The organism is Aurantimonas sp. E1-2-R+4 (genome assembly GCF_036549515.1).
In the GTDB taxonomy this organism is placed as follows: Bacteria; Pseudomonadota; Alphaproteobacteria; order Rhizobiales; family Rhizobiaceae; genus Aurantimonas; species Aurantimonas coralicida_A.
Genome location: NZ_JAZHLK010000029.1, coordinates 35,320 through 58,221, shown reverse-complemented (window position 1 = coordinate 58,221; position 22,902 = coordinate 35,320). Strand labels below are relative to the sequence as shown.

Below are 22,902 nucleotides of genomic sequence, written 5' to 3'. Positions count from 1 at the left end.
TGGCCAAGGATTTCGAGAACCTGTCGCGCAACGCGCTCGCATTCCTCAAACTGGCGTCTATCCGCCTAATGCTGCGAAGGCTTTGTTCAAATTGAACAACTTTCCGGACCGACACTCAGCGGCGCTTTGTCCAGAAGTCGTCTAGTCCCGAGTAGCAAGCTCGACCAGTATCCCTCGGATATCAGATTAAAGAGCATCTGATTGAGAGGAGCCCTCTCATCGCGCCTTTCGTTTGCGAGACGCAAGATCTTCACCGTCGTGCGGAATGCAGCATAGTTCCAGAGCAGATCTTGAACTGTCTTGTGGATGCCGGTCGTGTCGTCGCAGAAGGCTTCCCGCCAGCGCGCTATTCGCTCGATTTGTTGCTTCGATCTTTGCATACGACCACCGCTCCAGACTGAGACTTACCTAGGGCTAAATCTCATTTCCGCTACTGCCGAAGCCGAGTGTGAAGAGACTGTGGTAGACCATCTCTGTAGCTGTCGGTCATACCCGCGATATAGTTGCAGACGAGGCGTTCAAGAGGAGTTCCTGTTGCACGCAGTTGGTTTAGAGGCACTTCCCATCACCCCTCCCTCCGCGCGCCCGCCCCGGCGCCGGCCGGGACCAGCACGGGCTTGACCACACGGCGGCGCTCCCGGGCCGTCGAGGTGACCGGAACGCCCCGGTAGAGCTGCTTGGTCGCCTCGATGACGACGACGCCTGCGAAGAGTGGCCAGAGATCGCGGCCGAGGCGTTCAAGCGGCGCGGCGAAGCCGAGCAACGAGCGACGGCGAAACGGCGGAAACAGCAGCGCCTCGGCCCAAGCGGTCGGCGTGAACATCGCGCCGCGCAGGAGCCGCGTGAGCTGGCCCCGCGACCACGGACGGCCCGAGCCGAACGGCGTGTGCTCGAAGCGCGCCCAGACGCCGCGCCGGTGCGGCGCGACGATGACGATGCGCCCGCCCGGCGCCAGCACCCGCCAGACCTCGCTCAGCATGGCTTCCGGGCTTTCGGCGAATTCCAGCGCATGGATGATGAGGACGCGGTCGACCGAGGCGTCGCCGAGCGGCAGATCCTCGACGCCGACCAGAGCCGATAGCGAGGCGGCGCCCATCGGCCAGTTCTGCGCCCCTTGCGCGGCCGGCATGAAGGCGAAGGCCCGCTCGGCATCGGCGGCGAAGCGGTCGATATAGGGCACGGCATAGCCCAGCCCGACCAGCCGCTCGTCCGAGATCGGCCGCCACAGCGGCGTCAAAGCCAGCGATACGGCGCGCGCGGCCGCTAGACCCAAAGGCGAGGCGTAGAAGTCGCGAAGGTCGACGATGTCGGCATTGGTGGTCAGTGTGGACGGCTCCCTGTTCGCCGCTGGCTGGATGCGGCGGATCGAACGCTCAATATAGGACGCTCGGAAGCTGGGTCGAAACTCTCTTTCGGAGGAATGGCCTCGATCCGGTTGCGAGGCGGCCGCAGTGTGCCCGGCGGCTGACATGGCGTCGGAGCGCCCTAACTCGACAATGCACCGCATTCAATGAAGGGAAGACCTCCATGGCCGAGATCGAAATTCGTCAATTCGTTTGCCGCGGCGACAATTTCGGCGTGCTCGTCCACGCCAAGGACAGCGGCACGACGATCGCCATCGACGCGCCGGAGGAGGCGCCGATCCTCGCCGAACTCACAAAGGCCGGCTGGAATCTCACCCATATCCTGACGACGCATCACCACGGCGACCATGTCGCGGCGAACGAGGCGTTGAAGGCGCGGTTCGGGGTCGAGATCATCGGCCCGAAAAAGGAGCGGGCAAAGATCCCCGGCATCGACCGGTCGGTCTCCGGCGGCGATACGTTCGAACTGGGCGGGATTCGCGTCGAGGCGATCGATACGCCGGGGCATACGCTCGGCGAAATCTCCTATTATCTGCCAGACGCCAAGGCCGTCTTCGCCGCCGATGCGCTGTTCTCGCTCGGCTGCGGACGGCTGTTCGAGGGCGATGCGGCGATGATGTGGGAATCGCTCAAGCGCCTCAGGGCGCTTCCCGACGAGACGATGCTGTATTGCGGCCACGAATACACCGCCACCAACGCCCGCTGCGCCACCGACGTCGATCCGGACAATTCCGCCTTGCAGGAGCGGGCGCGGGAGGTCGCGGCGCTGCGGGCCGACGGCAAGCCGACGCTGCCCGTCTCGCTCGGGCGCGAGAAAAAGACCAATCCGTTTTTGCGCGCCGACGACCCGGCGCTGATGCAAGCGATGGGCATGGCGGATGCCGAGCCCGCCGACGTGTTCGCCGCCATTCGCAAGAAGAGGGATCAATACTGATGAGTTCGGCTGCCCTGAAGATCGTCAAGACGCTCGACCTGAAGCCGCATCCCGAGGGCGGATGGTATCGCGAAACCTTTCGCGACGAACCGGCGAAGGGCAAGGGCCGGGCCCGCTCGACGGCGATCTACTATCTGCTCGAGGAAGGCGAGACGTCGCAATGGCATCGGGTCAAGGACGCCGCCGAGGTCTGGCACTGGTATGGCGGTGCGCCCCTGGTGATCACGGTGTCGCAAGATGGCCACGCGGCGTCGTCCCATCGTCTCGGTCCGGATGTCGGCGAACATGAATCGCCGCAATTCGTCGTACCCGCCGGCTGGTGGCAGACCGCGACGAGCCTTGGCGAATACACGCTGGTCGGCTGCACGGTCGCGCCGGGCTTTACGTTCAAATCGTTCGAGATGGCGCCGGAGGGCTGGCGGCCGACGCCGCGCGAGATCGCCGAGGACTGATCGCCGGCTCCGGGTCGAACCAACTCGGAGCCGACCTCAGTCGTGACGGCAAAGCAGCTTGCCGTCGGGGGATGTCAGTGTGAGATGGGCATCATAGGTCAACCGGTCCGAGCCGCCGAGGCCGACCACGCCCAAGACCGCGGTTTCATCTGCTTTCAGCTCGAAATCGCCGCTTTGCGCGGAGCTCGATATGCCGCCTCCACCGCGTTTTTGCACCTCGAACAGATAGGTTCCCGCGATCGCCTTGGGGCTTTCGGCGATGGCATTGAGGGTGATGCCGCCGCTGGCCTCGATCTTTTCGATCCTGCATGAGATGGCGGCATCGGCGCTTCTCTCGGTTTGTGCCGAGGCGGTGAAGCCGGCGACGAGAGCGAGGGCGGCGGTCAGGAATCCGGTCTTCAATGGCAGGGACATGTTGGTCTCCCTTGGTTGTCCGTTCGCCGGGCCGGGTGGAAGCGGATCGCCTCCACCCGTGTGACGCGGGATCAGCGGCGCCCCTGGATCACGACGGAGATATTGTTTCCACCATTCTGGACGATGCTGGTGCTCTGGCCGCTGCCGACCTGGATGGTCGCGGCGGCGTTATTGCTTCCGCTCTGCTCGATCATGGCCTCGTTGTCGCTGCCCATTTGCGCGGCCCCGGCCATGTTGCCGCGTCCGGTCTGGATGATCTCGCCGTAGTTGCGGTTGCCCTCCTGGCCGATCACGGCCTCGTTGCGCGCGCCCAGCTGGTCGGTGAATGCCCGGTTGGAGCGGCCGCGCTGGAAGGTGTCGGAGTAGTTGCGGTTCCCCTTCTGTATGGTTCTGACGTCGTTGCGCCGACCACGCTGGGTCTGGAAGATCACGCTGGACGAGCCGTCCTGGCTGATCGCGGCGCCATTGCCCCAACCGGACTGGTTGACGACGGTGCGGCTGCCGGCCGAGGCGATATCCAAGGTGGCGGCGGAGAACAGGCTGGCGAGGGCGGCGGCAGTGATAATCAGGCGCTTCATTGCAGTCTTCCTTCGTTGCGACGTCCAGAAGTGGCGTCCGATGACGATGGATGATGTGTAGGGAGTCGCGGGTGATCGGGTCGTGAATGCGCCGTTGTGCGCCGTTCAGGAATACAGGTGGCTCAATGTCGCAGCAGCCGCCGAAACAGCGGCAGCGCCGCGAGGCAGGCGCCGAGGGTGATCAGAACTGCCGCCGCGACGATTGCGCCAGTCAGGGCCGCTTCCCCCGCCGCGACCAGGACCAGCGTCGACAGGAGCGGCGCGGCATAGCTCGACGCGCCGATGATCTGGATGTTGCCGTGCTTGACGCCGTGGTCCCAAACATAGAAGGCGCCGCCGACCGGCAGCAGCCCCAGCAGGAGGACGGCCAGCCATTCGCCGGAGGTCTGCGGCCAGATGGTTGCCTCGAAGATGAGGTGAGCGACCAGCGAGAGCACCGCCGTTCCTGCGCAAAAACCGGTGACGACGTCGCTCGGAACGCTGCCGAAGCGGCGCGACAGCAGGGAATAGCTCGACCAGGTGAGGGCGCAGAGCCCGGCCAGCGCATAACCAAAGACGTAGTCGGGCGAAAAGGCGATGGCGCCGCCACCGGTGACAATCAGCGCCGCGCCGGCAAGGCCGAGGAAGGCGCCCGCTGCGTGAAACCAGCGCAGCCGCTCGCCGGGAAGCATAGCCGAGCCGAGCACGATGAACAGCGGCCAGAGATAGGCGATCAGGCTCGCCTCGGCCGTCGGGGCATTGCGCAGGGCGGCGAAATAGAGCGCGTGATAGCCGAACAGCCCGCCTACGCCGAGAATCCAGACGGCCAGCGGTTGCCGGAACACCGCCATCCCGGTTCCGCGGGCTTTCATTGCGACAAGACCGACGAGAGTGGCAATGACGAACGTCATGGCGGCGAGCTGAAACGGCGGCACCGCGCCGCTGCGGGCCGTCAAAAGCGCCAGCAGCGAGCACATCAGCACCGCCGAAAAGCCCAGAAAAGTTCCCAAACCCGCGTCCCACAATCCGTATCGACGCGTGCTTATGGGCGGCAGGCCGTTATCCGGTCAATGCGGTGCTCAGGAACAAGGCTCTGACGGTCACTTCACCGACACGGAGGTCGCTTGCAGCGTCAGGGATCCGACCTGGGTCGGGATGCGGGCGTAGACCGGCACGAAAAGATCGGGGCGCGCGATCGGCGCGAACCAGATCTGGATCGTCTGCTTTGCCAGATAGGTCAGGCCCTTCGACGATGCGTCATAGCCGCCGACCGGCCGGATCTTGACGTTGCAGATCGTGGCCGGACCGGAATAGCCGGGCATCGAATAGGTCTTCGTTCCGGCCGGCGTAAGCCGCAGGTCGAGTCGCGACCAGCCGTCGTAGAAGGGCAGGGTTCGCTTGCACACGGAGGCGGCGTCGCTCGTCTTGATCATCAGGCCGCTCAAGGGGTCGACGACGGCGGCGAGTTGGGATCGCTTGACCGGCACGTAGCTCGGCTTCGGCTTTTCGCGCTTCGGGCTGACGCTCGCCGCGGTGACCCGTCCACCACTGAAGGCGACCTCGCTTTTCCAGCGCTTGTCGTCGCTCGAATAATCGAGCCCGTAGCTGTCGGGGGCAAAGCTCTTGCCGGTTACCCGGCCGGAGACCCGGCTGGTGCCGGCGGTGTCGGAGACCAAACTGCCGAGGCCGGCGGAGGAGAGGGTGCCCTTGACCGAAAAACGGCCACCGTCGATCACCGTGTCGAAGGATGCCTTGCCGATCTTGAGGCCGATGACCGCCATGCCGTATTGTGTCGTCACCGTCTGGCGATCGGTCGTGGCATCGGCCGGGCCGATCGCAGGGACCCCGGCCAGTATCGCGACGCCGAGAAGAAGCTGTTTCAGTGTCATCGGTTTGCCTTCAAGGCTGAGAAAAATCGTTGACGCAGCCGTGACAGTGCGATCAGTGCGCTTTTGTGGCGCGGGAGTGCGATCCCGCAAAGTTGTAACGGCTTGACGCATTCCTTCGCGCGGCCTATAGAGCCGGTCGAATTTCCGGTCTTGCCCGACAGCGATGATCGCGCCGTTTAGAGCATCGGACCAAAAAGTGGAATCCGGTTTTTGGGTCATTCCGATGCTCAATCAAAGTGGTAGAGCGTCCTTTGTGCGTCCGGATGGACACACGGCGCTCTAGCGGCGGCGCGCCCGGATCGGGTGTTACGTTAATCTGAAAGGTGATCCGATGTCACGCACCTGCGAACTCACTGGAAAAGCTGTCCAGTCAGGCAACAATGTCAGCCACGCGAACAACAGGACGCGTCGCAAGTTCTTGCCGAATCTGTGCAACGTCACGCTGATCTCCGATTCGCTCGGACAGCGCTATCGCCTGCGCGTTTCGGCGTATGCGCTGCGCTCGGTCGAGCATCGTGGCGGCCTCGACGCCTTCCTGCTCAAGGCGGACGCCGGCGAGTTGTCGCAGCGTGCCCGCCTGCTCAAGCGTCAGATCGCCAAGAAGGCGACCGAAGCCGCGGCCAGCTAAGGCTGTTGCCGGCCGCGCGAGGCGGCCGGGCCATGCGATGATCCTTGCCGGTCGCGAGCCCCGCGTCCGGCATACTGGTTCCATTACCCAGGTTAAAAAAATGAAGCCCTTGCGAATCTATCTTCTGCCCGTCGCGGCGATGACGACGATCGTCCTCGCCGCGAACATCGCCGTGCAGTTTCCCCTCTTTGCTCAGCTCGGTTCGCTTCAATTCGCGGACATTCTGACCTGGGGCGCCTTCGTCTATCCCTTCGCCTTCCTGGTCACCGATCTCACCAACCGGCGCTACGGCCCGCAGGTGGCGCGGCGCGCCGTCTATGCAGGCTTCGCCATGGCGGTGCTGTGCTCGATCGTGGTGCCGCCGCTGCTGTTCGATCTCGGCCTGCTCGGCTACGCCACAGCAGCCGAGCGCCTGTTCCGCATCGCCATCGCCTCGGGCACGGCGTTCCTGGCGGCCCAGTTGCTCGACATCGCCGTCTTCAACCGGTTGCGGGGGGCGAGCTGGTGGCGGGCGCCGGCGGCCTCGTCGATCTCGGGGTCGGTGCTCGATACGTTCGTGTTTTTCACCGTGGCCTTCGCGCCGGTGTTCCTGTTCCTGGGGCCGAACGAGCCCTTCGCGTTGGAAAATGCTCCGCTTCTCGGCGTTTTTGCCACCGAAGCTCCGCGCTGGTTGTCCTGGGGGCTCGGCGATCTGGGAGTGAAACTCCTCATCGCCGTCTTCGCGCTGGTGCCCTACCGGGTCATCATGCAGCAGTTCATGCCGTATCGGACCGCGCAGGCCTGAGGGACACCGGACGAGCGCGGCTGATCAGTTGATCGGCGCGGGCTGATCGGCCAGACGAAACTCCAAGAGCAGATTGCGCTGGAAGATCGAGCCGTTATCGTCGGAAACGAGGGTGAGCCTGGTGCCGCCCTCGGCATCGATCCAGACGTCCAGCCCTTCCATATTGTCGATCTCGTCCGACAGATCGGCTTCCATGAGTACCGGACCATCGACGAGCGCACCGGGCCGGATGCTTGCTCCGGCGATCCGGCGGATCCGGATGCCGAGGCCACCCATGAAGCCTTGGTAGCGGCGTTCGAGCAGCAGGAGGTCGCCACCCGGGAGGAAAGCGCCGTCGGAGGCGTCCCAGTCGGCGTCCTTGCGGACCTTGAAGACACCGTTCGCGGCGCCGTCGAAGATCGCCGCGAAGAGATTGCCGTCGGGATCGATGGACCGCTCCGCGATGGCGATCCGCGCGCCGGCAAGCGGGCTTTTGGCGGGGGCGGTGGCGATCGTCTCGATGCCGCGATTGGTCCGCCACTCGTGCCGGGGGAGGGGCAAGGGGATTTCGCGGGCCGTTTCGCCGAACGGTGCGCGGGGGTTCTCATAGGCATAGATCCGGTGATCGCGCTCGAAACCGACGAACACGCGGTCGCCATCGATCGACAACGATTCGGCGTCGGCTGCGATCTTGCCGCGCATCGGCTGGCCGTCAGGCCCCAGAAGCGGCGCGATCACGGCGTCGCCAAAACCTGTCGGGCGGTCGGAGGCATCCCGCTCGATGCGGCCGGCGAACCAGTTGCCGGTGTCGGTGACGGCGAGGAACCGCTCGCCGCCGTCAATCAGGCGGATCGCCGAGACACCCTTGAGCCGGCCGTCGCGCGACCAGAATTCGAAGCCGCCGACAAAATCGAGGTCGCCGAAACGATCTGACGCTGAATCACGACTGAAACGCGGGATCGGCTTGGCCGAGACGTCGATCGGTTCCGCTGCCGTCACGCCACCGGAGGCGAACAACATCGCGAGCCCGGCGAGCGATGCCATGAGCCGCGTGATCGTTGGCGACTGATCGATCAATGTCGTCCGGCCGATCGGCGGCGCTGCGGCTTCCGGCCGCAACTTTCGTCCTCGAAGAGATCGGCGAGCTGCTCGGTCATCGCACCGGCCAGCTCCTCGGCGTCGACGATGGTCACCGCCCGGCGATAGTAGCGGGTGACGTCGTGGCCGATGCCGATGGCGAGCAGCTCGACCGACGAGCGCGTCTCGATCTCTTCGATCACCGCGCGCAGATGCCGTTCCAGATAATTGCCCGGATTGACCGACAGCGTCGAATCGTCGACCGGCGCGCCGTCGGAAATCATCATCAGGATGCGCCGCTGTTCGGGCCGCGCCAAAAGGCGGTTGTGCGCCCAGATCAGCGCCTCGCCGTCGATATTCTCCTTGAGCAGCCCCTCGCGCATCATCAGGCCGAGATTGCGCCGCGCCCGGCGCCAGGGCGAATCGGCGGATTTGTAGATGATGTGCCTGAGATCGTTGAGGCGGCCCGGCTTGGCCGGCTTGCCCGCCTTCAGCCACGCCTCGCGCGACTGGCCGCCCTTCCAGGCGCGGGTGGTGAAGCCGAGCACCTCAACCTTGACGCCGCATCGCTCCAGCGTGCGGGCGAGAATGTCGGCGCAGGTCGCCGCGACGGTGATCGGCCGGCCGCGCATCGAACCGGAATTGTCGATCAGCAGCGTGACGATCGTGTCGCGGAAGTCGGTGTCACGCTCCATCTTGTAGGAGAGCGGCTGCATCGGATCGATGACCAGGCGGTGCAGCCTGGCGCTGTCGAGGTAGCCTTCCTCGAGATCGAAATCCCACGACCGGTTTTGCTGCGCCATCAGGCGGCGTTGCAGGCGGTTGGCGAGCCGCCCGACAACGCCCTGGAGCGCCGCGAGCTGCTTGTCGAGAAACGAGCGCAACCGGTCGAGCTCGGCTTCGTCACACAGCTCCTCGGCGCCGATCATTTCGTCGAAGGCCTGGGAGAACACCTTGTAGTCGGCAGCGAGGCTGAGGTTGTTCAGCGGCTGGTTCGGCCGCCGCGAATCGCCGGGGGTTTCGGCGTCCTGGCTGTCGTCGTCGGTCGGATCCTCGGCGCTGGTTTCCGACGATTCGGCTTCCGCCGCGTCTTGGTTCTCGCCCTCGGTCTCGCTCTCCTGCGCCTCGGCCTCGTCGGTGCCGCTTTCCTTCTCCGAGCCGCCGTCCTCCGAATCACGGGTCTGGCTGTCGCCCTGCTCTTCGTCCTCGTCGCTTTCCTCGCTCTCGTTCTCGTCGCCGAGCTTTTCGGCCATCTCCAGCGAGACCAGCATGTCGCGCATGGCGCGAGCGAAATCTTCCTGATCGCCGACGGTTTCCGTCAGTCGGTCGAATTTTTCACCGGCCTTGCCGTCGACGAAGTCACGCCAGACGTCGACCAGCGCCCGCGCGCTCTTGGGCACCGGGCGGCCGGTCAGCTTCTCGCGTACCATCAGCGCGACGGCATCCTCGATCGGCGCCTCGGCGCGGTCGGTCACGTCGGTGAGGTTGGAGCGGACATATTTGTCCTCGAGCATTGCGGCGAGGTTGTCGCCGACGCCCTGCATGGCCTTGGCGCCGATCGCCTCGCAGCGGGCCTGCTCGACGGCGTCGTAGACGGCCCGCGCGGCCTTGCCCTCGGGGGACAGGCTGGCATGCAGCTTGGTGTCGTGGCGCGCCTTGCGCAGCGCCATCGCATCAGCAAGGCCGCGGGTGACGGCAAGGTCGTTCCGGGTGGCGCGTTTGGGCAGTTCGGGCAAGCGCGCGCGTGTGCCGGACAGCCCCGGCCGCTCGGAGGCATAGGTGACTTCGAGCTCGGGATCGCCGGCGATGGCGCGCAGGCATCCCGAGACGGCGCGCCGAAATGGCTCCCGGTCGACGGACTTCTGCGATGCGGGGCGCTGGTTGTCGCCGATGCGGGCCATGGTCTACTCGGCGGCTTGGAGCGCCCGCCGGGATGGAGTGGGGATATCCTCTCCGTCGGCGAGAGCACCTTCGATCCAGCACAGGGCGGCGGATCTCACGTCCAAGATCGCTTCCATTTCAGTCTCGCCATCGCCCATGCACCCCGGCAAATCAGGGATCGTTGCGAGGAATCCACCGCCATCATCCTCAGAAAGCGGTGTTACCGTCACCGTATAGGCTTCCGGCCGGAACGCCGTGCCGTCGGCATGTTTGAAATTTGCCATCATCACAACTCGGTATCTGGGTTCTGAAGGTAACGTATCAATTGGCGAATATAGTGCGGCTTGATCGGTTTGTGCGCGGGCACTGTCAGCCGATCCCGCTTCCCGTCCATCTTGACGTAAAAATGCGACCCACCGCCCGGCGGAGCCGCAGACTTCGCGCCGGCCTCGCGACATGCTTTTTCAACATCACGAATTCGCCAATCGGCCTTGGGGTTGGCACGCATCTTCTCGATGGTTTTTCCCATCAGCCCACACTATTCGGTGCGTTGGCGCACCGGAATGGCTCCCGGTCGACGGATTTCTGCGATGCGGGGCGCTGGTTGTCGCCGATGCGGGCCATGGCCGTCCGTCCGTCAGTCCAACACGATATTCGCCGCGCTTTCCGGCAGTTCCTCGCCGAAGGCGCGCTGGTAGAATTCCGCGACGAGCGCGCGTTCCAGATCGTCGCATTTGTTGAGGAAGGTCAGCCGGAAGGCGAAGCCGAGGTCGCCGAAAATCTCGGCGTTCTCGGCCCAGGTGATCACCGTGCGCGGGCTCATCACCGTCGACAGATCGCCATTGACGAAGGCCGAGCGGGTGAGGTCGGCGACGCGCACCATCTTGGAGACGGTCTCGCGTCCCTCCTTCGAATTATAGCTTTTCGCCTTGGAGACGACGATGCCGACCTCGTTGTCGTGCGGCAGGTAGTTCAGCGTCGTGACGATCGACCAGCGGTCCATCTGCGCCTGGTTGATCTGCTGAGTGCCGTGATAGAGCCCGGTCGTATCGCCGAGGCCGACGGTGTTGGCGGTCGCGAACAGCCGGAAGGCGGGATGCGGGCGCACCACGCGGCTCTGGTCGAGCAGCGTCAGGCGGCCGGAGGATTCCAGCACCCGCTGGATGACGAACATCACGTCCGGGCGGCCGGCGTCGTATTCGTCGAAGACCAGCGCGACATTGTGCTGATAGGCCCAGGGCAGGATGCCTTCGCGAAACTCGGTGACCTGCATGCCGTCGCGCACGACGATCGCATCCTTGCCGACCAGGTCGATGCGGCTGACATGGCTGTCGAGATTGACGCGCACGCAGGGCCAGTTCAGCCGCGCGGCCACTTGCTCGATATGCGTCGACTTGCCGGTGCCGTGATAGCCCGACACCATGACGCGGCGGTTCTTGGCGAAGCCTGCCAGGATCGCCAGCGTCGTCGGCTTGTCAAAGATGTAATCGGGGTCCAGCTCGGGAACGTGGAGGTCGCTCTTCGAATAGGCTGGGACGGTCAGGTCGCTTTCGAAACCGAAGGTTTCGCGGACGGAGATCGTGGTGTCCGGCAGGCCGGCCACTTCCTGTTCCGCTGCACTCATCATACCTCCAACGGTCCGGCACTCGTTCGGGCGATTCGCCGCGGACCCTGTCAAATCTGCCATACCATGCCGCCGGGCGCCCAACGGCCTTCCCGGTGACAATTGAATACGACGCCGGTCTTTAGGATCGGCGTCACGGCGCAAGCTGCAAGCTCCGCCGTGAATGGCCTAGCAAAATCCGGATTGTTTCAAAAGCTTGTAGGCTTGAATCACTTCACGCAACCGATCTTCGGTGCCGCGGTCGCCGCCATTGGCATCGGGATGCAGCTGCTTGACGAGGTTCTTGTAGCGCGCGCGAATGGCTTCCGCAGACGCCTGCTGGCTCAGATCCAGCGTCTTCAGCGCCTTGGCCTCCAGGGAGCGGACCTTCGTCCGCCGGGCTTGCGGCCGGGGTGGGGCGTCCTCGCCGGTGAAGATGTTGAAGGGGTCCCGCGTCCGCCCGTTCCTGCGCTTGGTGCGGGCGGCCGTTGCCGCCTTTGCCGCGTCGCCGGGGGCCGCGCCGCTGTGGCCCATTTTCCAGGTCGGGCGGTCGCCGGTCAGCGAATCCTTGAGGTGGCGCTGGATGTCCTTGTCATCGAGACCGGAAAAATAGTTGTAGGACTTGTTGTACTGCCGGACGTGGTCGACGCAGAAATGCAGATACTGACCCTCGTGGTCGCGACCCATCGGTGCCTTGTAGATGCCGGCCTCGTCGCAGCCTTCCCACGCGCATTCGGGCGCGCGCGGCTTGTCGGCGGCACGTTTGCCTTTGACGCGGATCGCGTCGAAATATTTTGAATCGAGCTTCATTGCGGTGGATTATGGTGCCCTACACCCGAACGAACAAGAATTGACAGAACGGAAAAAGCCGGAAACTCAAGGGGTCCGGCGGTTTCGCGCAAGCTTCACGGGGCCGAAATCGGCCAGAAAATCGGCCTCAGGAGACAAAGACGTCCATGAATATCAAGACCACAATCGAGACGAAACTGGCCGAGGCATTCGCGCCTGAGACGCTGGCCGTCATCGACGAAAGCCATCTCCACGCCGGCCATCATCATGCTGAAAGTGGAGATGACGCCACCTTCGACGGCTCCGGGGGCACGCATTTCCGCGTCAGACTGGTGAGCGAGGCCTTCGCCGGCAAGAGCCGCGTCGAACGCCACCGGGCGGTCAATGCGATTTTGAAGGAGCAATTGGCCTCCGGCGTGCATGCACTGGCGATCGAGGCCTCGGCGCCCGGCGAGGCGACACGGCGCTGATTCGGTCGCGGCGACAAAAGATCGCAGTGATCTGAGGATCAGTCACGTCGATCGTCTGAATCTTCGCTGTCCGATGCCGGTAGATCAGCGCTGTCCTCCAGCCCTTCCGGGCCCGGTGAGCCATCGGCCTCGTCGGCCGATATGACGGCTTCGTTCTCGAACATATCGTAGTCGTCGTCGAAGTCGCCATCGGTCTCCGGCAGCGGCGCCGAGGCGCCGGCCGCGGCTGCGTGACCGCCGAGTTTTTTCGGTGGCACCAGCACGGTCGCCGGTCGGATGCGCAGCTTGGCGATGCGGTTCTTCTCGCGCTTGAGGACGGTGAAGCGCTTGTGGAAGAAGGTGAAGGCCTGCCGCTCTTCCGGGATCGTCTGGGTTTCATGGATGACCAGCCCGGCGATCGTCACCGCCTCCTCGTCCGGCAGGTTCCAGTCCAGCGCCCGGTTGAGGTCGCGGATGGGCACCTGGCCGTCGACGATGACCGAGCCATCGGCCTCGATCTTGACGCCCTGCATGTCGATGTCGTGCTCGTCGGCGATGTTGCCGACGATCTCTTCCAGAATGTCTTCGAGCGTGATCAGCCCTTCGACCTCGCCATATTCGTCGACGACAATGGCGAAATGCGACTTGCGGCGCAAAAAGGCGTTGAGCTGGTCCTGCAGCGTCGTCGTCTCGGGCACAAACCAGGGGGCGGTGCAGATCTTGAGGATGTCCACCTTGGCGGGGTCGTTTTCGACGTCATGCAGGGCGCGCAGTAGATCCTTGGCGTGAATCACCCCAACGATATTGTCGTAGTGGCCACGCCACACGGGCAAGCGGGTGTAAGGGCTTTCGAGGATCTGCTTGACGATTTCGGCCGGTCCGTCATCGGCGTTCACTTGCCGCATCCCGGTGCGGTGGATCATCACGTCGGAGACTTCGAGCTCGTGTAGGTCGAGCAGTCCGCCCAGCCGGTTGCGGTCGGCATTGACGAGCGCGCCCTCGCGGTGGAGCACTTCGACGGCGCCGCGCAGTTCCTCGTGGGCGGTCAGCAGCGAGGCGTCGGATTCCAGGCTGACGCCGAACATGGCGAGGACGCGCCGGACGATCCAGTTGACGATGCGGGTCAACGGCCCGAACAGCGCGACCATAACCGAGACCGGCCGGGCGACGGCGAGCGAAAACCCGTCGGGCCGGGCGATCGCGGCCGATTTCGGCAGAACCTCGCCGAAAATGACGACGATGATGGTCATGGCGATGGTCGCGTAGACGACGCCGGCCTCCCCGAAGAGCTGGAGAAAAGCGGTGGTGGCCAGCGACGAGGCGAGGATGTTGACGAGATTGTTGCCGATCAGCAGCGCGCCGATCAGCCGATCCTTCTGCTCGATCAGCCGCTGCACGATCCCGGCTCGCAGGTCGCCGTTCTTCTCGAAACTCATCAGCCGCGCGCGCGACACGGCGGTCAAGGCGGTCTCGGAGCCTGAGAAAAACGCCGATATCGAAACCAGGACCAGAACGATGGCGAGCATAATCCACAAGGTGGTGGTCATCGGGCGTTCTCCCGGTCGAGAAAGGCTTCGACGGCTGCCGGCGCGACAGCGGACTCCACGAACGCCTGGCCGATGCCCCGGGTCAGGATGAAGGTCAGGCGGCCGCGTTTGACCTTCTTGTCCTGGGCAATGCCGGCCATCAGCTGCGCGGTGGTGAGCGGCGTGCCGGGGATCGCGCCGATCCGGGTCGGCAGGCCGGCGGCCTGAAGATGCGCTTCGCAACGCTCGGCGGCCTCGGCCGGGCAGAGACCGAGTTCGGCCGAGAAGCGGTAGGCGAGCGTCATGCCGATCGCGACCCCCTCGCCATGCACGAGCCGGCTCGAATCGTAACCGACCGCGGCTTCCAGCGCGTGGCCGAAGGTGTGGCCGAGATTCAGCAGCGCGCGGCTGCCGTCCTCGCGTTCGTCCGCCGCCACCACGGCAGCCTTCGCCTCGCAGCTTTGCCGAATCGCGTCCGCCCGCTCGGGGCCGCCGGCGAAGACCGCTTCGCGGTGGCGATCGAGCCAGTCGAAGAATTCCGGTCGGTCAATCAGCCCGTATTTGATGAGCTCGGCGTATCCGGCCGCGAATTCGCGCGGCGACAGCGTGTCGAGCAAAGCCGTGTCGGCGAGGACGAGGGACGGCTGATGGAACGCCCCGACGAGGTTCTTGCCGTGCGGCGAGTTGATGCCGGTCTTGCCGCCGACGGACGAATCGACCTGGGCGAGGAGCGTGGTCGGCACCTGGACGAAGCGCATGCCGCGCCGCACGATCGCGCTGGCGAAGCCGGCGAGGTCGCCGATCACGCCGCCACCGAGGGCGATGACCGCGTCGTCGCGCTCCAGGCGCTGCGCCAGCACCTCGTCGACGACCCGGGTCAGGTGCGCAAAGGATTTCGTCGTCTCGCCAGCCGGCAGGACGATCGTCGAATGGTCGATGCCGGCGGCGCGCAGCGCGATCGACAGACGCTCCAGATGCAGGCCGGCGACGGTCTCGTCGGTGACCACCGCGGCGCGAATGCCCGGCAGCCGGCGCGCGATCTCCTCGCCGGCCGCGTCGATGAGGCCGGGGCCGATCAGGATGTCGTAGGAGCGCGTTCCCAGATCGACGACGACGCGCCGGTGTGCCGTGGCGTCGTTGTCCGCCTGATAGGCCGCTTCACGTTTCATCGGGTACTCTCCGTCTCGAGGTGTCGGTCCAAGGCTTCGAGAATCTCGGCCGCGATGATGTCGCGCTTCACGTCGCGCGTGCCGATAGTGATGTCGGCTTCGGCGTAGATTGGATAACGAATGTCGATGAGGCGGCGCATGACCTCGCGCGGGTCGTCGGTCTGCAGCAGCGGTCGATTGGACCGGCGCGACACCCGCTCCATCAGCGTTTCCAGATCGGCCTTCAGCCAGACCGTGATCGCCGTCCGCTTCAGCATGGCGCGCGTTTCCGCGTGCAGATAGGCGCCGCCGCCGGTCGCGATCACCCGCGGGCCCTCGGCGGCGAGGCGGGCAACGACACGCGCCTCCAGGGCCCGGAACTCGGGCTCGCCATAGGCCTCGAACAGCTCAGGTATGGTCATGCGCGACGCCGCCTCGATCTCGACGTCGGTGTCGCAAAACGGCAAGGCGAGCAATGCGGCGAGCCGACGGCCGACCGTCGTCTTGCCTGCGCCCATCAGGCCGATGAGCGCGATCGAACGGTTGCCGAGTCGGTCCTGGATCGCCGCTGTTCCGTCCGGGGACAATTCGCTTCTCATGGCGCCTTTCGTTACCGTCCCGTGCTTCGGCGTGTGCCGAAGGACAGGAAATCTTAAAAACCGTCGGTTATGCCGGAACAGAACCGGACGCGTCGCTTGCGTCCCGCGCCATTCTCACTAGAAGCAAATGGCCGCAACGGGATCCGACCCAGCAGTGAGTGCGCCAGACCACGATGCCGACCCTCGTTCGCCTCCTGACGACGCTTCTCATCCTCGCCGGCATCATCTACGGCATCATGGCGGCGCTCGTCTACTTCGTCCAACCGACCCGCCACGAGATGACGGTCGAGGTGCCGTTGCCGCAGCTCGATCCGGGGGCGCCGACGGAGAGCCTGCGCCGATGAGCGCGGCCCCCGCTCCGCCCGTTGCCGCCGGCTCGGTCGGCCGGCGCGACGAAGCCGACATCGAAAGCTTCCTCGAGATGATGGCGGTGGAACGGGGCGCTTCCGACAACACCATCGCCGCCTATCGGCGCGATCTCGAGGACGCGGCGGGCTTCGTCACCGGGCAAGGCGGTTCGCTGACGGGCGCGCAGACGGACGATCTTCGCGCTTATGTCGCGCGGCTCGGGGCTCGCGGCTTTGCCGAGAGCAGCCGCTCGCGGCGGTTGTCGGCGCTGCGTCAGTTCTACCGCTTTCTCTATGCCGAGGGCCGCCGCGGTGACGACCCCACCGGGCCGATCGAGGGCGCGCGGAAAAAGCGGCCACTGCCGAAGATCATGGGCGAGGACGAGGTCGACCGGCTGATCGGCCGGGCCGACGAAGAGGCGCGAGACCCGGAGGCTTCGCCGCGCCGCCTCGCACGGGCTGCACGGATGTGCGCGCTGGTCGAGCTTCTCTATGCGACCGGACTGCGGGTCTCCGAACTCGTCAGCCTGCCGCTGTCGGTGCTTCGGGCGAAAAACCGGATGATCGTCGTGCGCGGCAAGGGCGACAAGGAGCGGATGGTGCCGATCGGCGAGGCCGCCCGGGAAGCCTTGGCGCGATTTGCCGAGGCGATGCGGGCGGCGGGCATCGCCGACGACGGGCAATGGCTCTTTCCGGCGCTCTCGGAAAGCGGACACCTGACCCGGCAAGCCTTCGCGCGCGACCTCAAAGCGCTCGCGGTTCGTGCCGGCATTCCCGCCGCGCGGATGTCGCCGCACGTCTTGCGCCATGCCTTCGCCAGCCATCTTCTGCAGAACGGCGCCGATCTGCGGGCGGTACAGGAACTTCTCGGTCATGCCGATATTTCAACGACGCAGATCTACACTCATGTTCTGGAAGAACGCTTGATCCGCCTCGTAACCGATCATCATCCGCTGTCGGCGCTGAGCGGCGATTGATGCGGCGCGCGGGATTCCTTGACAAGGTGGCGGCGCGTAGCCAGTTTCCGCCGCGCATGAAGACCTTCAGCCGATGGCGTCGGAGGGTGGCCGAACGGGCCGCTGCCGATTTTGCCTCGCGGCTCACCGGCCGCCCTGCCGGTCGCCACATCCAAAGGACGGCCGACGCCGCGTAACCGATGCACAATTATCTCGATTTCGAAAAACCGGTCGCGGATCTGGAAGGCCAGATCATCGAATTGAAGAAGATCGAGGGGGGCAAGGACGCCGTCGACGTCACCGACGAGATCCAGCGGCTCGAAAAGCGTTCGCGCGATGCCTTGGCCGACCTCTACCGCAAGCTGACGCCGTGGCAGAAGACCCAGGTGGCGCGGCATCCCGACCGGCCGCATTGCCTGAACTATATCAACCGACTGATCACCGATTTCGTGCCGCTGGCCGGCGACCGCTTCTACGCCGAGGATTACGCGATCATCAGCGGGTTCGGCCGCCTCGACGGCCAGCCGATCGCGGTCATCGGCCAGGAAAAGGGCTCGGACACGCAAGCCCGCCTCAAGCACAATTTCGGCATGGCCCGGCCCGAGGGCTACCGCAAGGCCGTCCGCATCATGGAACTCGCCGAACGCTTCGCCATCCCCGTACTCACCCTCGTCGACACGGCGGGCGCCTATCCCGGTATCGGCGCCGAGGAGCGCGGCCAGGCCGAGGCCATCGCCCGTTCGACGGAGGCCTGCCTCAATCTCAAGGTCCCGATGGTCTCGCTGGTGATCGGTGAGGGCGGCTCCGGCGGGGCCATCGCCATCGCCACGGCCAATCGCGTGCTTATGCTCGAGCACGCGATCTATTCCGTCATTTCGCCCGAGGCCGGCGCATCGATCCTCTGGCGCGACGCGACGCGGGCGCGCGACGTCGCCCAGGCGATGAAGATCACCGCGCAGGATCTGATGGGCTTCGGCGTCATCGACGCCATCGTCGAGGAACCCGTCGGGGGCATTCATCGCTCGCCGGAGGAAGGGATCGACAATGCGGCGGATAACGTGCGGGCCGCCTTTGCCGAATTGGCGAGCCTGGACGGCGAGGCCCTGCGGCGCCAGCGTCGGGAGAAATTCCTGGCGATCGGGCGGAATCTTTGATGCCTGTTGCGGTTTTGCCGCGATCGCCGGTTTCCTTACCCTTCGGCATTTGCCAAATTGCGGCCATGGTCGTGGCTTAATACAATAAGTCTTGACTGATCTATCAAGACGCGTGGTTTACGGTTCTTTCACCCTGATCGCGGTACGGATGGATCAAGCGTGCGATGGGCTCAGCCGGCGTCGCCGGGGTTCGCCATCGCAAGAGATCGAGCGGCTCCTCTGTGGCCGCGATCTGAGTGGGGACGAGGATCGCCGGGCGATCCTCGTATGCGATGGGGAATTGAGGGGATGTTCGTCCGACGCCTCGTGACGGCTGCCGCGCTCGCGCTGGGGCTCTTCACGCTTTCCGCCTGCCAATACAGCGATCTCCTGCCGGCGAACGCGCCGCTGCCAGCCGCGCTCGTTCAGGCGATCAATGCCAACGGGATGGGTGTCAAGTCGCCGATCCTCGTGCGGCTGTTCAAGGAAGAATCCGAGCTCGAAGTCTGGAAGCAGAAGACTGACGGGACCTATGCGCTGCTCAAGACCTACCCGATCTGCGCTTGGTCCGGGAAGCTCGGGCCGAAGTTCCAGGAGGGCGACCGGCAGGCGCCGGAAGGTTTTTACACCGTCACGCCGGCGCAGATGAACCCGAACTCGAACTATTATCTGTCCGTCAATATGGGCTTTCCGAACGCCTATGACCGGGCCAACGGGCGCACCGGCACCTTCCTGATGATCCACGGCTCGTGCAATTCCGCCGGCTGCTACGCCATGGACAACGGGCAGATCACCGAAATCTTCGCGCTGGCCCGCGAATCCTTCCAGGGTGGCCAGCGGGCGTTCCAGATCCAAGCCTATCCGTTCCGCATGACGCCGAAGAACATGGCGCGGCATCGCAATTCCCAGCACTACGAATTCTGGAAGATGCTGAAGAAGGGCTCGGATCATTTCGAGATCACTCGCCGCCAGCCGAATGTCGGCGTCTGTGATCGGCGGTACGTCTTCGATCAAAGCGCCGAGACCGTCGCCGGTCTTTCCCCGACCGGGGCATGTCCGGACTTTGACCTGGCTCCGGAAGTGGCGGCCAAAGTGACCGCCGACGAGACCAAGGAGCAGACGATCGCGGCCTCGATGGCGCCGAGCGAGTTCGCGGAAACTGCCAATTTCAGCTATCGTACGGGCCAGCCGATCAGCGCCGGAGCCTATGCCGAGGAGCAGCATCGCCGCGAGGGCTACGACCGGGAGGGCAACCGCATCGGCCGGTCGTCCTCGGGCGGCTCGATCTTCTCGGGCTTCTCGAAGTAGACGGATTTGCGGATCGGCCCTCGGCCTCGCGGTCGCTAGAGCGTCCTTTGTGCGTCCATTCGGACGCACAAAGGACGCTCTAGCACTTTGATTGAGCATCGGAATTATCCAAAATCGGATTCCACTTTTTGGTCCGATGCTCTCAACAAAACGGTCGCCGAAGCTTTGCTCCGGCGGCCGTTTTTTGGATTTGGTTCTACGCGTGGTCGGGCGTTCTTAGACCAGGGCGCCGTGGCAGTGTTTGAACTTCTTGCCCGACCCGCAGGGGCACGGTTCGTTGCGTCCGACCTGACCCCAACTGTCCTTGTTGTTCGGATCGCGTCGAAGGCCGTCGGCCTCGGTCGGCGTGAAGTTCGCGGTCAGCCGCTTGCTGCCGTCTCCGACCTCGTCGACGCCGGTCGATGCGTCGAAGTGATGGGCCTCCATCCGCGGCAGCGGCGGCGCTTCCTGCTCTTCCGGGCGGACGATCTCGACGCTTGCCAACTGCTTCGTCGTCCGCTCGCGCAGATTGCCGAGCATCGCCTCGAACAATTCGAAGGATTCCGACTTGTACTCGATCAGCGGGTCGCGCTGGGCGTAGCCGCGGAAGCCGACGACCGAACGCAGATGGTCGAGATTGACCAGATGCTCGCGCCAGAGCGCATCCAGCGTCTGCAGCACGACATTGCGCTGAACGTAGATCATCACCTCGGGGCCGAAACGCTTCGCCTTGTCGAGGGCAGCGGCATCGGCGGCCTCGCGGATGCGCTCGCGGATGTCGTCCTCGGCGATCCCTTCCTCGGCCGCCCATTCGACGATCGGCAGGTCGAGGTTGAGAAGCTCCAGGGTGTCCGCCTTCAATTCCGCGATCGACCACTGCTCGGGATAAGCCCGTTCGGGAATATGACGCGCGACGATTGCCTCAATGGTTTCGTGGCGCATGTCGGAGATCGTTTCGTCGAGCTCCTCGGCGTCCATCAATTCGATGCGCTGCTCGAAGATGACGCGGCGCTGGTCGTTCATCACGTCGTCGTATTTCAACAAGTTCTTGCGAATGTCGAAATTGCGCGCCTCGACCTTCTTCTGCGCCTTCTCAAGCGCCTTGTTGATCCAGGGATGGACGATCGCCTCGTCCTCCTTCAGGCCAAGCTTGGTCAGCATCGAGTCCATTCGCTCGGACCCGAAGATGCGCATGAGATCGTCCTGCAGCGACAAATAGAACTTCGAGCGGCCGGGATCGCCCTGGCGTCCGGAGCGGCCGCGCAGCTGATTGTCGATCCGCCGGCTTTCGTGGCGCTCGGTCGCCAACACGTAAAGACCGCCAGCCGCGATCGCCTCGTCCTTCAGGCGCTTGATGTCCGCCCGGATCGCATCTTCCTTGGTCTTGCGCTCCGGCCCGTCCGGCATGTCGGCGAGTTCCCGCTCGATCCGCATGTCGGCATTGCCGCCAAGCTGGATGTCGGTGCCGCGGCCGGCCATGTTGGTGGCGATGGTCACTGCGCCGGGTACGCCCGCCTGGGCGACGATGTAAGCTTCCTGCTCGTGATAGCGGGCGTTGAGGACCTGGAAATCCTTCAGGCCGTCCTCGCGCAGCCGTTCGGCGAGCAGCTCGGATTTTTCGATCGAGGTCGTGCCGACCAGAGTCGGCTGGCCGCGCGACGCGGCATCCTGGATTTCCCGGCTGATCGCCCGGAACTTCTCCTCGAAGGTCCGGTACACCTCGTCGTCCTCGTCGAGGCGCAGGATCGGCAGGTTGGTGGGGATCTCGATCACGTCGAGGCCGTAGATATCGCCGAACTCGGAGGCTTCCGTCTGGGCCGTGCCGGTCATGCCGGCCAGCTTCTTGTACATCCGGAAATAGTTCTGGAAGGTGATCGAGGCGAGCGTCTGGTTCTCCGGCTGAACGGTGACGCCTTCCTTGGCCTCGAGCGCCTGATGCAGGCCTTCCGAATAGCGCCGGCCCGGCATCATGCGGCCGGTGAACTCGTCGATGATGACAATCTCGTCGTTGCGGACGATGTAATCCTTGTCGCGCTGGAAGAGCGCGTGGGCCTTCAACGCGTTGTTGACGTGATGGACGATCGCGACGTTCTCGATGTCGTAGAGCGAGTCGCCGACAAGGTGGCCGGCGGCTTCCAGAAGCCGTTCCAGCTTCTCGTTGCCCTCCTCGGTGAAGGTCGCCGTGCGCTGCTTCTCGTCGAGTTCGTAATCGCTCTTGTCGAGCTGCGGGATGAAGGCGTCGATGGTCTTGTAAAGCTCGGAGCGGTCGTCGAGCGGTCCGGAGATGATCAGCGGCGTGCGCGCCTCGTCGATGAGGATCGAGTCGACCTCGTCGACGATGGCGAAGTGATGGCCGCGCTGGACCATCTGGCCGCGCTCGAACTTCATGTTGTCGCGCAGATAGTCGAAGCCGAGTTCGTTGTTGGTGGCGTAGGTCACGTCGCAGGCATAGGCCGCCCGGCGCTGTTCGTCCGACAGGCCATGCACGATGGTGCCCACGGTGAGTCCGAGGAAGCGGTAGAGCCGGCCCATCCACTCGGCATCGCGGGAAGCCAGGTAGTCGTTGACGGTGACGACGTGGACGCCCTTGCCTTCGAGGGCGTTCAGATAGACCGCGAGGGTCGCGACAAGGGTCTTGCCCTCACCGGTTTTCATCTCGGCGATGGCGCCTGAGTTCAGTACCATGCCGCCAATCATCTGGACGTCGAAATGGCGCATGCCGAGCGCTCGCTTGGCGCCCTCGCGCACGATCGCGAAGGCCGGCGCCAGAAGGTCGTCGATCGTCTTTCCTTCGGCGATCTCAGCGCGAAGCGCCTCGGTCTTGGCTCGAAGCTCGTCGTCGGTGAGGCGGGAAAACTCCTCTTCGAAGGCCGCGATGGGCGGGATCTTCGGCTGGAAGCGTCTGACGACCCTCTCATTTGCTGAACCCAGCAACTTACGGGCGAGCCCGCCAAAATTGACCATGAACCGGTCCTTCCAAGTATGTGAGTCGCCGCTGCCCCGACCGGCCTGCCGGCCGGCTGCCGCTGATTCCGGGCAGTCGCCGGAATGTCGGAAGCCCTCAAACTTCGCGGAAGGCGGCTGGACTTTCAGAACGCGCGAGAGA

The 22,902-nt window shown here is 64.7% G+C and carries 26 protein-coding genes and 1 pseudogene; 10 read left to right on the top strand and 17 right to left on the bottom strand.

Annotated features, from left to right (window positions below; genetic code table 11):
- Positions 1–95: pseudogene (locus tag VQ045_RS14030) on the top strand (IS5/IS1182 family transposase); the annotation flags it as partial.
- Here VQ045_RS14030 and VQ045_RS22025 read toward each other — a convergent pair.
- Genes VQ045_RS22025 through VQ045_RS14025 form a run of 3 tightly spaced genes read right to left on the bottom strand, consistent with a single transcriptional unit; the run spans position 87 to position 1,471 of the window.
- A complete protein-coding gene (locus VQ045_RS22025) occupies positions 87–380 on the bottom strand; it encodes an AbiU2 domain-containing protein (RefSeq protein WP_442879873.1) in 294 nt (97 codons plus the stop codon). The pseudogene VQ045_RS14030 and the gene VQ045_RS22025 sit on opposite strands and share 9 nt — an antisense overlap.
- Before the next feature lie 50 nt (positions 381–430).
- Positions 431–559, bottom strand: coding sequence for a hypothetical protein (locus VQ045_RS22020; RefSeq protein WP_442879872.1), 129 nt, complete (start codon positions 557–559; stop codon positions 431–433).
- Positions 560–565: 6 nt separating this feature from the next.
- Positions 566–1,471: a class I SAM-dependent methyltransferase gene (locus VQ045_RS14025; RefSeq protein ID WP_331830550.1), complete on the bottom strand. Its 906-nt coding sequence runs from the start codon at positions 1,469–1,471 to the stop codon at positions 566–568.
- A 56-nt stretch (positions 1,472–1,527) separates the two neighbouring features.
- On the opposite strand from VQ045_RS14025, the gene gloB reads away from it, so the two are divergent.
- Positions 1,528–2,298 carry a hydroxyacylglutathione hydrolase gene (gene gloB / locus VQ045_RS14020; RefSeq protein ID WP_331830549.1) on the top strand — a complete coding sequence of 257 codons (771 nt, stop codon included), beginning with the start codon at positions 1,528–1,530 and terminating at the stop codon, positions 2,296–2,298.
- Complete coding sequence (locus VQ045_RS14015) at positions 2,298–2,750, top strand: cupin domain-containing protein (RefSeq protein ID WP_331830548.1); 453 nt, start codon at positions 2,298–2,300, stop codon at positions 2,748–2,750. Before gloB ends, VQ045_RS14015 begins: the two co-directional genes overlap by 1 nt.
- 36 nt (positions 2,751–2,786) lie before the next feature.
- Here the strand turns inward: VQ045_RS14015 and csgH are convergent, their stop codons facing one another.
- The 4 genes from csgH to VQ045_RS13995 all read right to left on the bottom strand — a co-directional run bounded on the left by csgH (position 2,787) and on the right by VQ045_RS13995 (position 5,610).
- On the bottom strand, positions 2,787–3,164 hold the full coding sequence (gene csgH / locus VQ045_RS14010) for a curli-like amyloid fiber formation chaperone CsgH (protein WP_331830547.1): 378 nt from the start codon (positions 3,162–3,164) through the stop codon (positions 2,787–2,789).
- 71 nt (positions 3,165–3,235) lie between these two features.
- Positions 3,236–3,742, bottom strand: a complete 507-nt coding sequence (locus tag VQ045_RS14005) for a curlin (RefSeq protein ID WP_331830546.1) — start codon at positions 3,740–3,742, stop codon at positions 3,236–3,238.
- A gap of 122 nt (positions 3,743–3,864) precedes the next feature.
- Positions 3,865–4,731: an aromatic amino acid exporter YddG gene (gene yddG, locus VQ045_RS14000; RefSeq protein ID WP_331830545.1), complete on the bottom strand. Its 867-nt coding sequence runs from the start codon at positions 4,729–4,731 to the stop codon at positions 3,865–3,867.
- A gap of 90 nt (positions 4,732–4,821) precedes the next feature.
- Positions 4,822–5,610: a DUF3108 domain-containing protein gene (locus VQ045_RS13995; RefSeq protein WP_331830544.1), complete on the bottom strand. Its 789-nt coding sequence runs from the start codon at positions 5,608–5,610 to the stop codon at positions 4,822–4,824.
- A gap of 331 nt (positions 5,611–5,941) precedes the next feature.
- Here VQ045_RS13995 and rpmB point away from each other — a divergent pair, with 331 nt between their 5' ends.
- The gene (gene rpmB / locus VQ045_RS13990; protein ID WP_327624737.1) at positions 5,942–6,238 is read left to right on the top strand and encodes a 50S ribosomal protein L28; all 297 of its coding nucleotides are present in this window, start codon (positions 5,942–5,944) and stop codon (positions 6,236–6,238) included.
- 100 nt (positions 6,239–6,338) lie between these two features.
- A complete protein-coding gene (locus VQ045_RS13985) occupies positions 6,339–7,022 on the top strand; it encodes a queuosine precursor transporter (protein ID WP_331830543.1) in 684 nt (227 codons plus the stop codon).
- Positions 7,023–7,046: 24 nt separating this feature from the next.
- Here VQ045_RS13985 and VQ045_RS13980 read toward each other — a convergent pair whose 3' ends face one another.
- The 6 genes from VQ045_RS13980 to VQ045_RS13955 form a co-directional block, all read right to left on the bottom strand.
- On the bottom strand, positions 7,047–8,045 hold the full coding sequence (locus tag VQ045_RS13980) for an esterase-like activity of phytase family protein (RefSeq protein WP_331830542.1): 999 nt from the start codon (positions 8,043–8,045) through the stop codon (positions 7,047–7,049).
- A 29-nt stretch (positions 8,046–8,074) separates the two neighbouring features.
- Complete coding sequence (gene cobT, locus VQ045_RS13975; protein WP_331830541.1) at positions 8,075–9,979, bottom strand: cobaltochelatase subunit CobT; 1,905 nt, start codon at positions 9,977–9,979, stop codon at positions 8,075–8,077.
- Between the two features lie 3 nt (positions 9,980–9,982).
- On the bottom strand, positions 9,983–10,243 hold the full coding sequence (locus tag VQ045_RS13970) for a type II toxin-antitoxin system HicB family antitoxin (protein WP_331830540.1): 261 nt from the start codon (positions 10,241–10,243) through the stop codon (positions 9,983–9,985).
- Between the two features lie 2 nt (positions 10,244–10,245).
- A complete protein-coding gene (locus tag VQ045_RS13965; protein ID WP_331830539.1) occupies positions 10,246–10,488 on the bottom strand; it encodes a type II toxin-antitoxin system HicA family toxin in 243 nt (80 codons plus the stop codon).
- Between the two features lie 108 nt (positions 10,489–10,596).
- Complete coding sequence (gene cobS / locus VQ045_RS13960; protein WP_327624730.1) at positions 10,597–11,583, bottom strand: cobaltochelatase subunit CobS; 987 nt, start codon at positions 11,581–11,583, stop codon at positions 10,597–10,599.
- Positions 11,584–11,751: 168 nt separating this feature from the next.
- The gene (locus VQ045_RS13955) at positions 11,752–12,372 is read right to left on the bottom strand and encodes a J domain-containing protein (RefSeq protein ID WP_327624729.1); all 621 of its coding nucleotides are present in this window, start codon (positions 12,370–12,372) and stop codon (positions 11,752–11,754) included.
- A gap of 146 nt (positions 12,373–12,518) precedes the next feature.
- On the opposite strand from VQ045_RS13955, the gene VQ045_RS13950 reads away from it, so the two are divergent.
- Positions 12,519–12,821, top strand: coding sequence for a BolA family protein (locus tag VQ045_RS13950; protein ID WP_327624728.1), 303 nt, complete (start codon positions 12,519–12,521; stop codon positions 12,819–12,821).
- A 38-nt stretch (positions 12,822–12,859) separates the two neighbouring features.
- On the opposite strand, the gene VQ045_RS13945 is transcribed toward VQ045_RS13950, so the two are convergent.
- From VQ045_RS13945 to VQ045_RS13935, 3 genes are read right to left on the bottom strand one after another with little or no spacing between them, the layout of a single operon-like run.
- The gene (locus VQ045_RS13945) at positions 12,860–14,347 is read right to left on the bottom strand and encodes an HlyC/CorC family transporter (RefSeq protein WP_331830538.1); all 1,488 of its coding nucleotides are present in this window, start codon (positions 14,345–14,347) and stop codon (positions 12,860–12,862) included.
- A complete protein-coding gene (aroB, locus tag VQ045_RS13940) occupies positions 14,344–15,495 on the bottom strand; it encodes a 3-dehydroquinate synthase (RefSeq protein WP_327624726.1) in 1,152 nt (383 codons plus the stop codon). Before aroB ends, VQ045_RS13945 begins: the two co-directional genes overlap by 4 nt.
- Positions 15,492–16,073 carry a shikimate kinase gene (locus VQ045_RS13935; protein ID WP_331830536.1) on the bottom strand — a complete coding sequence of 194 codons (582 nt, stop codon included), beginning with the start codon at positions 16,071–16,073 and terminating at the stop codon, positions 15,492–15,494. Before VQ045_RS13935 ends, aroB begins: the two co-directional genes overlap by 4 nt.
- Positions 16,074–16,231: 158 nt before the next feature.
- Here VQ045_RS13935 and VQ045_RS13930 point away from each other — a divergent pair, with 158 nt between their 5' ends.
- From VQ045_RS13930 to VQ045_RS13915, 4 genes are all read left to right on the top strand, one after another.
- Positions 16,232–16,417 carry a histidine kinase gene (locus VQ045_RS13930; RefSeq protein ID WP_442872910.1) on the top strand — a complete coding sequence of 62 codons (186 nt, stop codon included), beginning with the start codon at positions 16,232–16,234 and terminating at the stop codon, positions 16,415–16,417.
- Positions 16,414–17,397 (top strand): site-specific tyrosine recombinase XerD, encoded by a 984-nt coding sequence (locus VQ045_RS13925; protein ID WP_331830535.1) that lies wholly within the window; start codon positions 16,414–16,416, stop codon positions 17,395–17,397. Before VQ045_RS13930 ends, VQ045_RS13925 begins: the two co-directional genes overlap by 4 nt.
- A gap of 179 nt (positions 17,398–17,576) precedes the next feature.
- Positions 17,577–18,530, top strand: coding sequence for an acetyl-CoA carboxylase carboxyltransferase subunit alpha (locus VQ045_RS13920; RefSeq protein ID WP_331830534.1), 954 nt, complete (start codon positions 17,577–17,579; stop codon positions 18,528–18,530).
- A gap of 288 nt (positions 18,531–18,818) precedes the next feature.
- On the top strand, positions 18,819–19,817 hold the full coding sequence (locus VQ045_RS13915) for a L,D-transpeptidase family protein (RefSeq protein ID WP_442879871.1): 999 nt from the start codon (positions 18,819–18,821) through the stop codon (positions 19,815–19,817).
- Positions 19,818–20,033: 216 nt separating this feature from the next.
- Here VQ045_RS13915 and secA read toward each other — a convergent pair whose 3' ends face one another.
- Entirely contained in the window at positions 20,034–22,760 is a 2,727-nt protein-coding gene (gene secA / locus VQ045_RS13910; protein WP_331830533.1) for a preprotein translocase subunit SecA, read from the bottom strand.
- Positions 22,761–22,902: the final 142 nt, after the last annotated feature.

Coding starts and splice junctions, on each gene's coding strand:
- VQ045_RS22025 (WP_442879873.1), bottom strand. CDS start 380: ATGCAAAGATCGAAGCAACAAATCGAGCGAATAGCGCGCTGGCGGGAA.
- VQ045_RS14025 (WP_331830550.1), bottom strand. CDS start 1,471: ATGTCAGCCGCCGGGCACACTGCGGCCGCCTCGCAACCGGATCGAGGC.
- gloB (WP_331830549.1), top strand. CDS start 1,528: ATGGCCGAGATCGAAATTCGTCAATTCGTTTGCCGCGGCGACAATTTC.
- VQ045_RS14015 (WP_331830548.1), top strand. CDS start 2,298: ATGAGTTCGGCTGCCCTGAAGATCGTCAAGACGCTCGACCTGAAGCCG.
- csgH (WP_331830547.1), bottom strand. CDS start 3,164: ATGTCCCTGCCATTGAAGACCGGATTCCTGACCGCCGCCCTCGCTCTC.
- VQ045_RS14005 (WP_331830546.1), bottom strand. CDS start 3,742: ATGAAGCGCCTGATTATCACTGCCGCCGCCCTCGCCAGCCTGTTCTCC.
- VQ045_RS13995 (WP_331830544.1), bottom strand. CDS start 5,610: ATGACACTGAAACAGCTTCTTCTCGGCGTCGCGATACTGGCCGGGGTC.
- rpmB (WP_327624737.1), top strand. CDS start 5,942: ATGTCACGCACCTGCGAACTCACTGGAAAAGCTGTCCAGTCAGGCAAC.
- VQ045_RS13985 (WP_331830543.1), top strand. CDS start 6,339: ATGAAGCCCTTGCGAATCTATCTTCTGCCCGTCGCGGCGATGACGACG.
- VQ045_RS13980 (WP_331830542.1), bottom strand. CDS start 8,045: ATGGCATCGCTCGCCGGGCTCGCGATGTTGTTCGCCTCCGGTGGCGTG.
- cobT (WP_331830541.1), bottom strand. CDS start 9,979: ATGGCCCGCATCGGCGACAACCAGCGCCCCGCATCGCAGAAGTCCGTC.
- VQ045_RS13970 (WP_331830540.1), bottom strand. CDS start 10,243: ATGGCAAATTTCAAACATGCCGACGGCACGGCGTTCCGGCCGGAAGCC.
- VQ045_RS13965 (WP_331830539.1), bottom strand. CDS start 10,488: ATGGGAAAAACCATCGAGAAGATGCGTGCCAACCCCAAGGCCGATTGG.
- cobS (WP_327624730.1), bottom strand. CDS start 11,583: ATGAGTGCAGCGGAACAGGAAGTGGCCGGCCTGCCGGACACCACGATC.
- VQ045_RS13955 (WP_327624729.1), bottom strand. CDS start 12,372: ATGAAGCTCGATTCAAAATATTTCGACGCGATCCGCGTCAAAGGCAAA.
- VQ045_RS13950 (WP_327624728.1), top strand. CDS start 12,519: ATGAATATCAAGACCACAATCGAGACGAAACTGGCCGAGGCATTCGCG.
- VQ045_RS13945 (WP_331830538.1), bottom strand. CDS start 14,347: ATGACCACCACCTTGTGGATTATGCTCGCCATCGTTCTGGTCCTGGTT.
- aroB (WP_327624726.1), bottom strand. CDS start 15,495: ATGAAACGTGAAGCGGCCTATCAGGCGGACAACGACGCCACGGCACAC.
- VQ045_RS13935 (WP_331830536.1), bottom strand. CDS start 16,073: ATGAGAAGCGAATTGTCCCCGGACGGAACAGCGGCGATCCAGGACCGA.
- VQ045_RS13925 (WP_331830535.1), top strand. CDS start 16,414: ATGAGCGCGGCCCCCGCTCCGCCCGTTGCCGCCGGCTCGGTCGGCCGG.
- VQ045_RS13920 (WP_331830534.1), top strand. CDS start 17,577: ATGCACAATTATCTCGATTTCGAAAAACCGGTCGCGGATCTGGAAGGC.
- VQ045_RS13915 (WP_442879871.1), top strand. CDS start 18,819: ATGTTCGTCCGACGCCTCGTGACGGCTGCCGCGCTCGCGCTGGGGCTC.
- secA (WP_331830533.1), bottom strand. CDS start 22,760: ATGGTCAATTTTGGCGGGCTCGCCCGTAAGTTGCTGGGTTCAGCAAAT.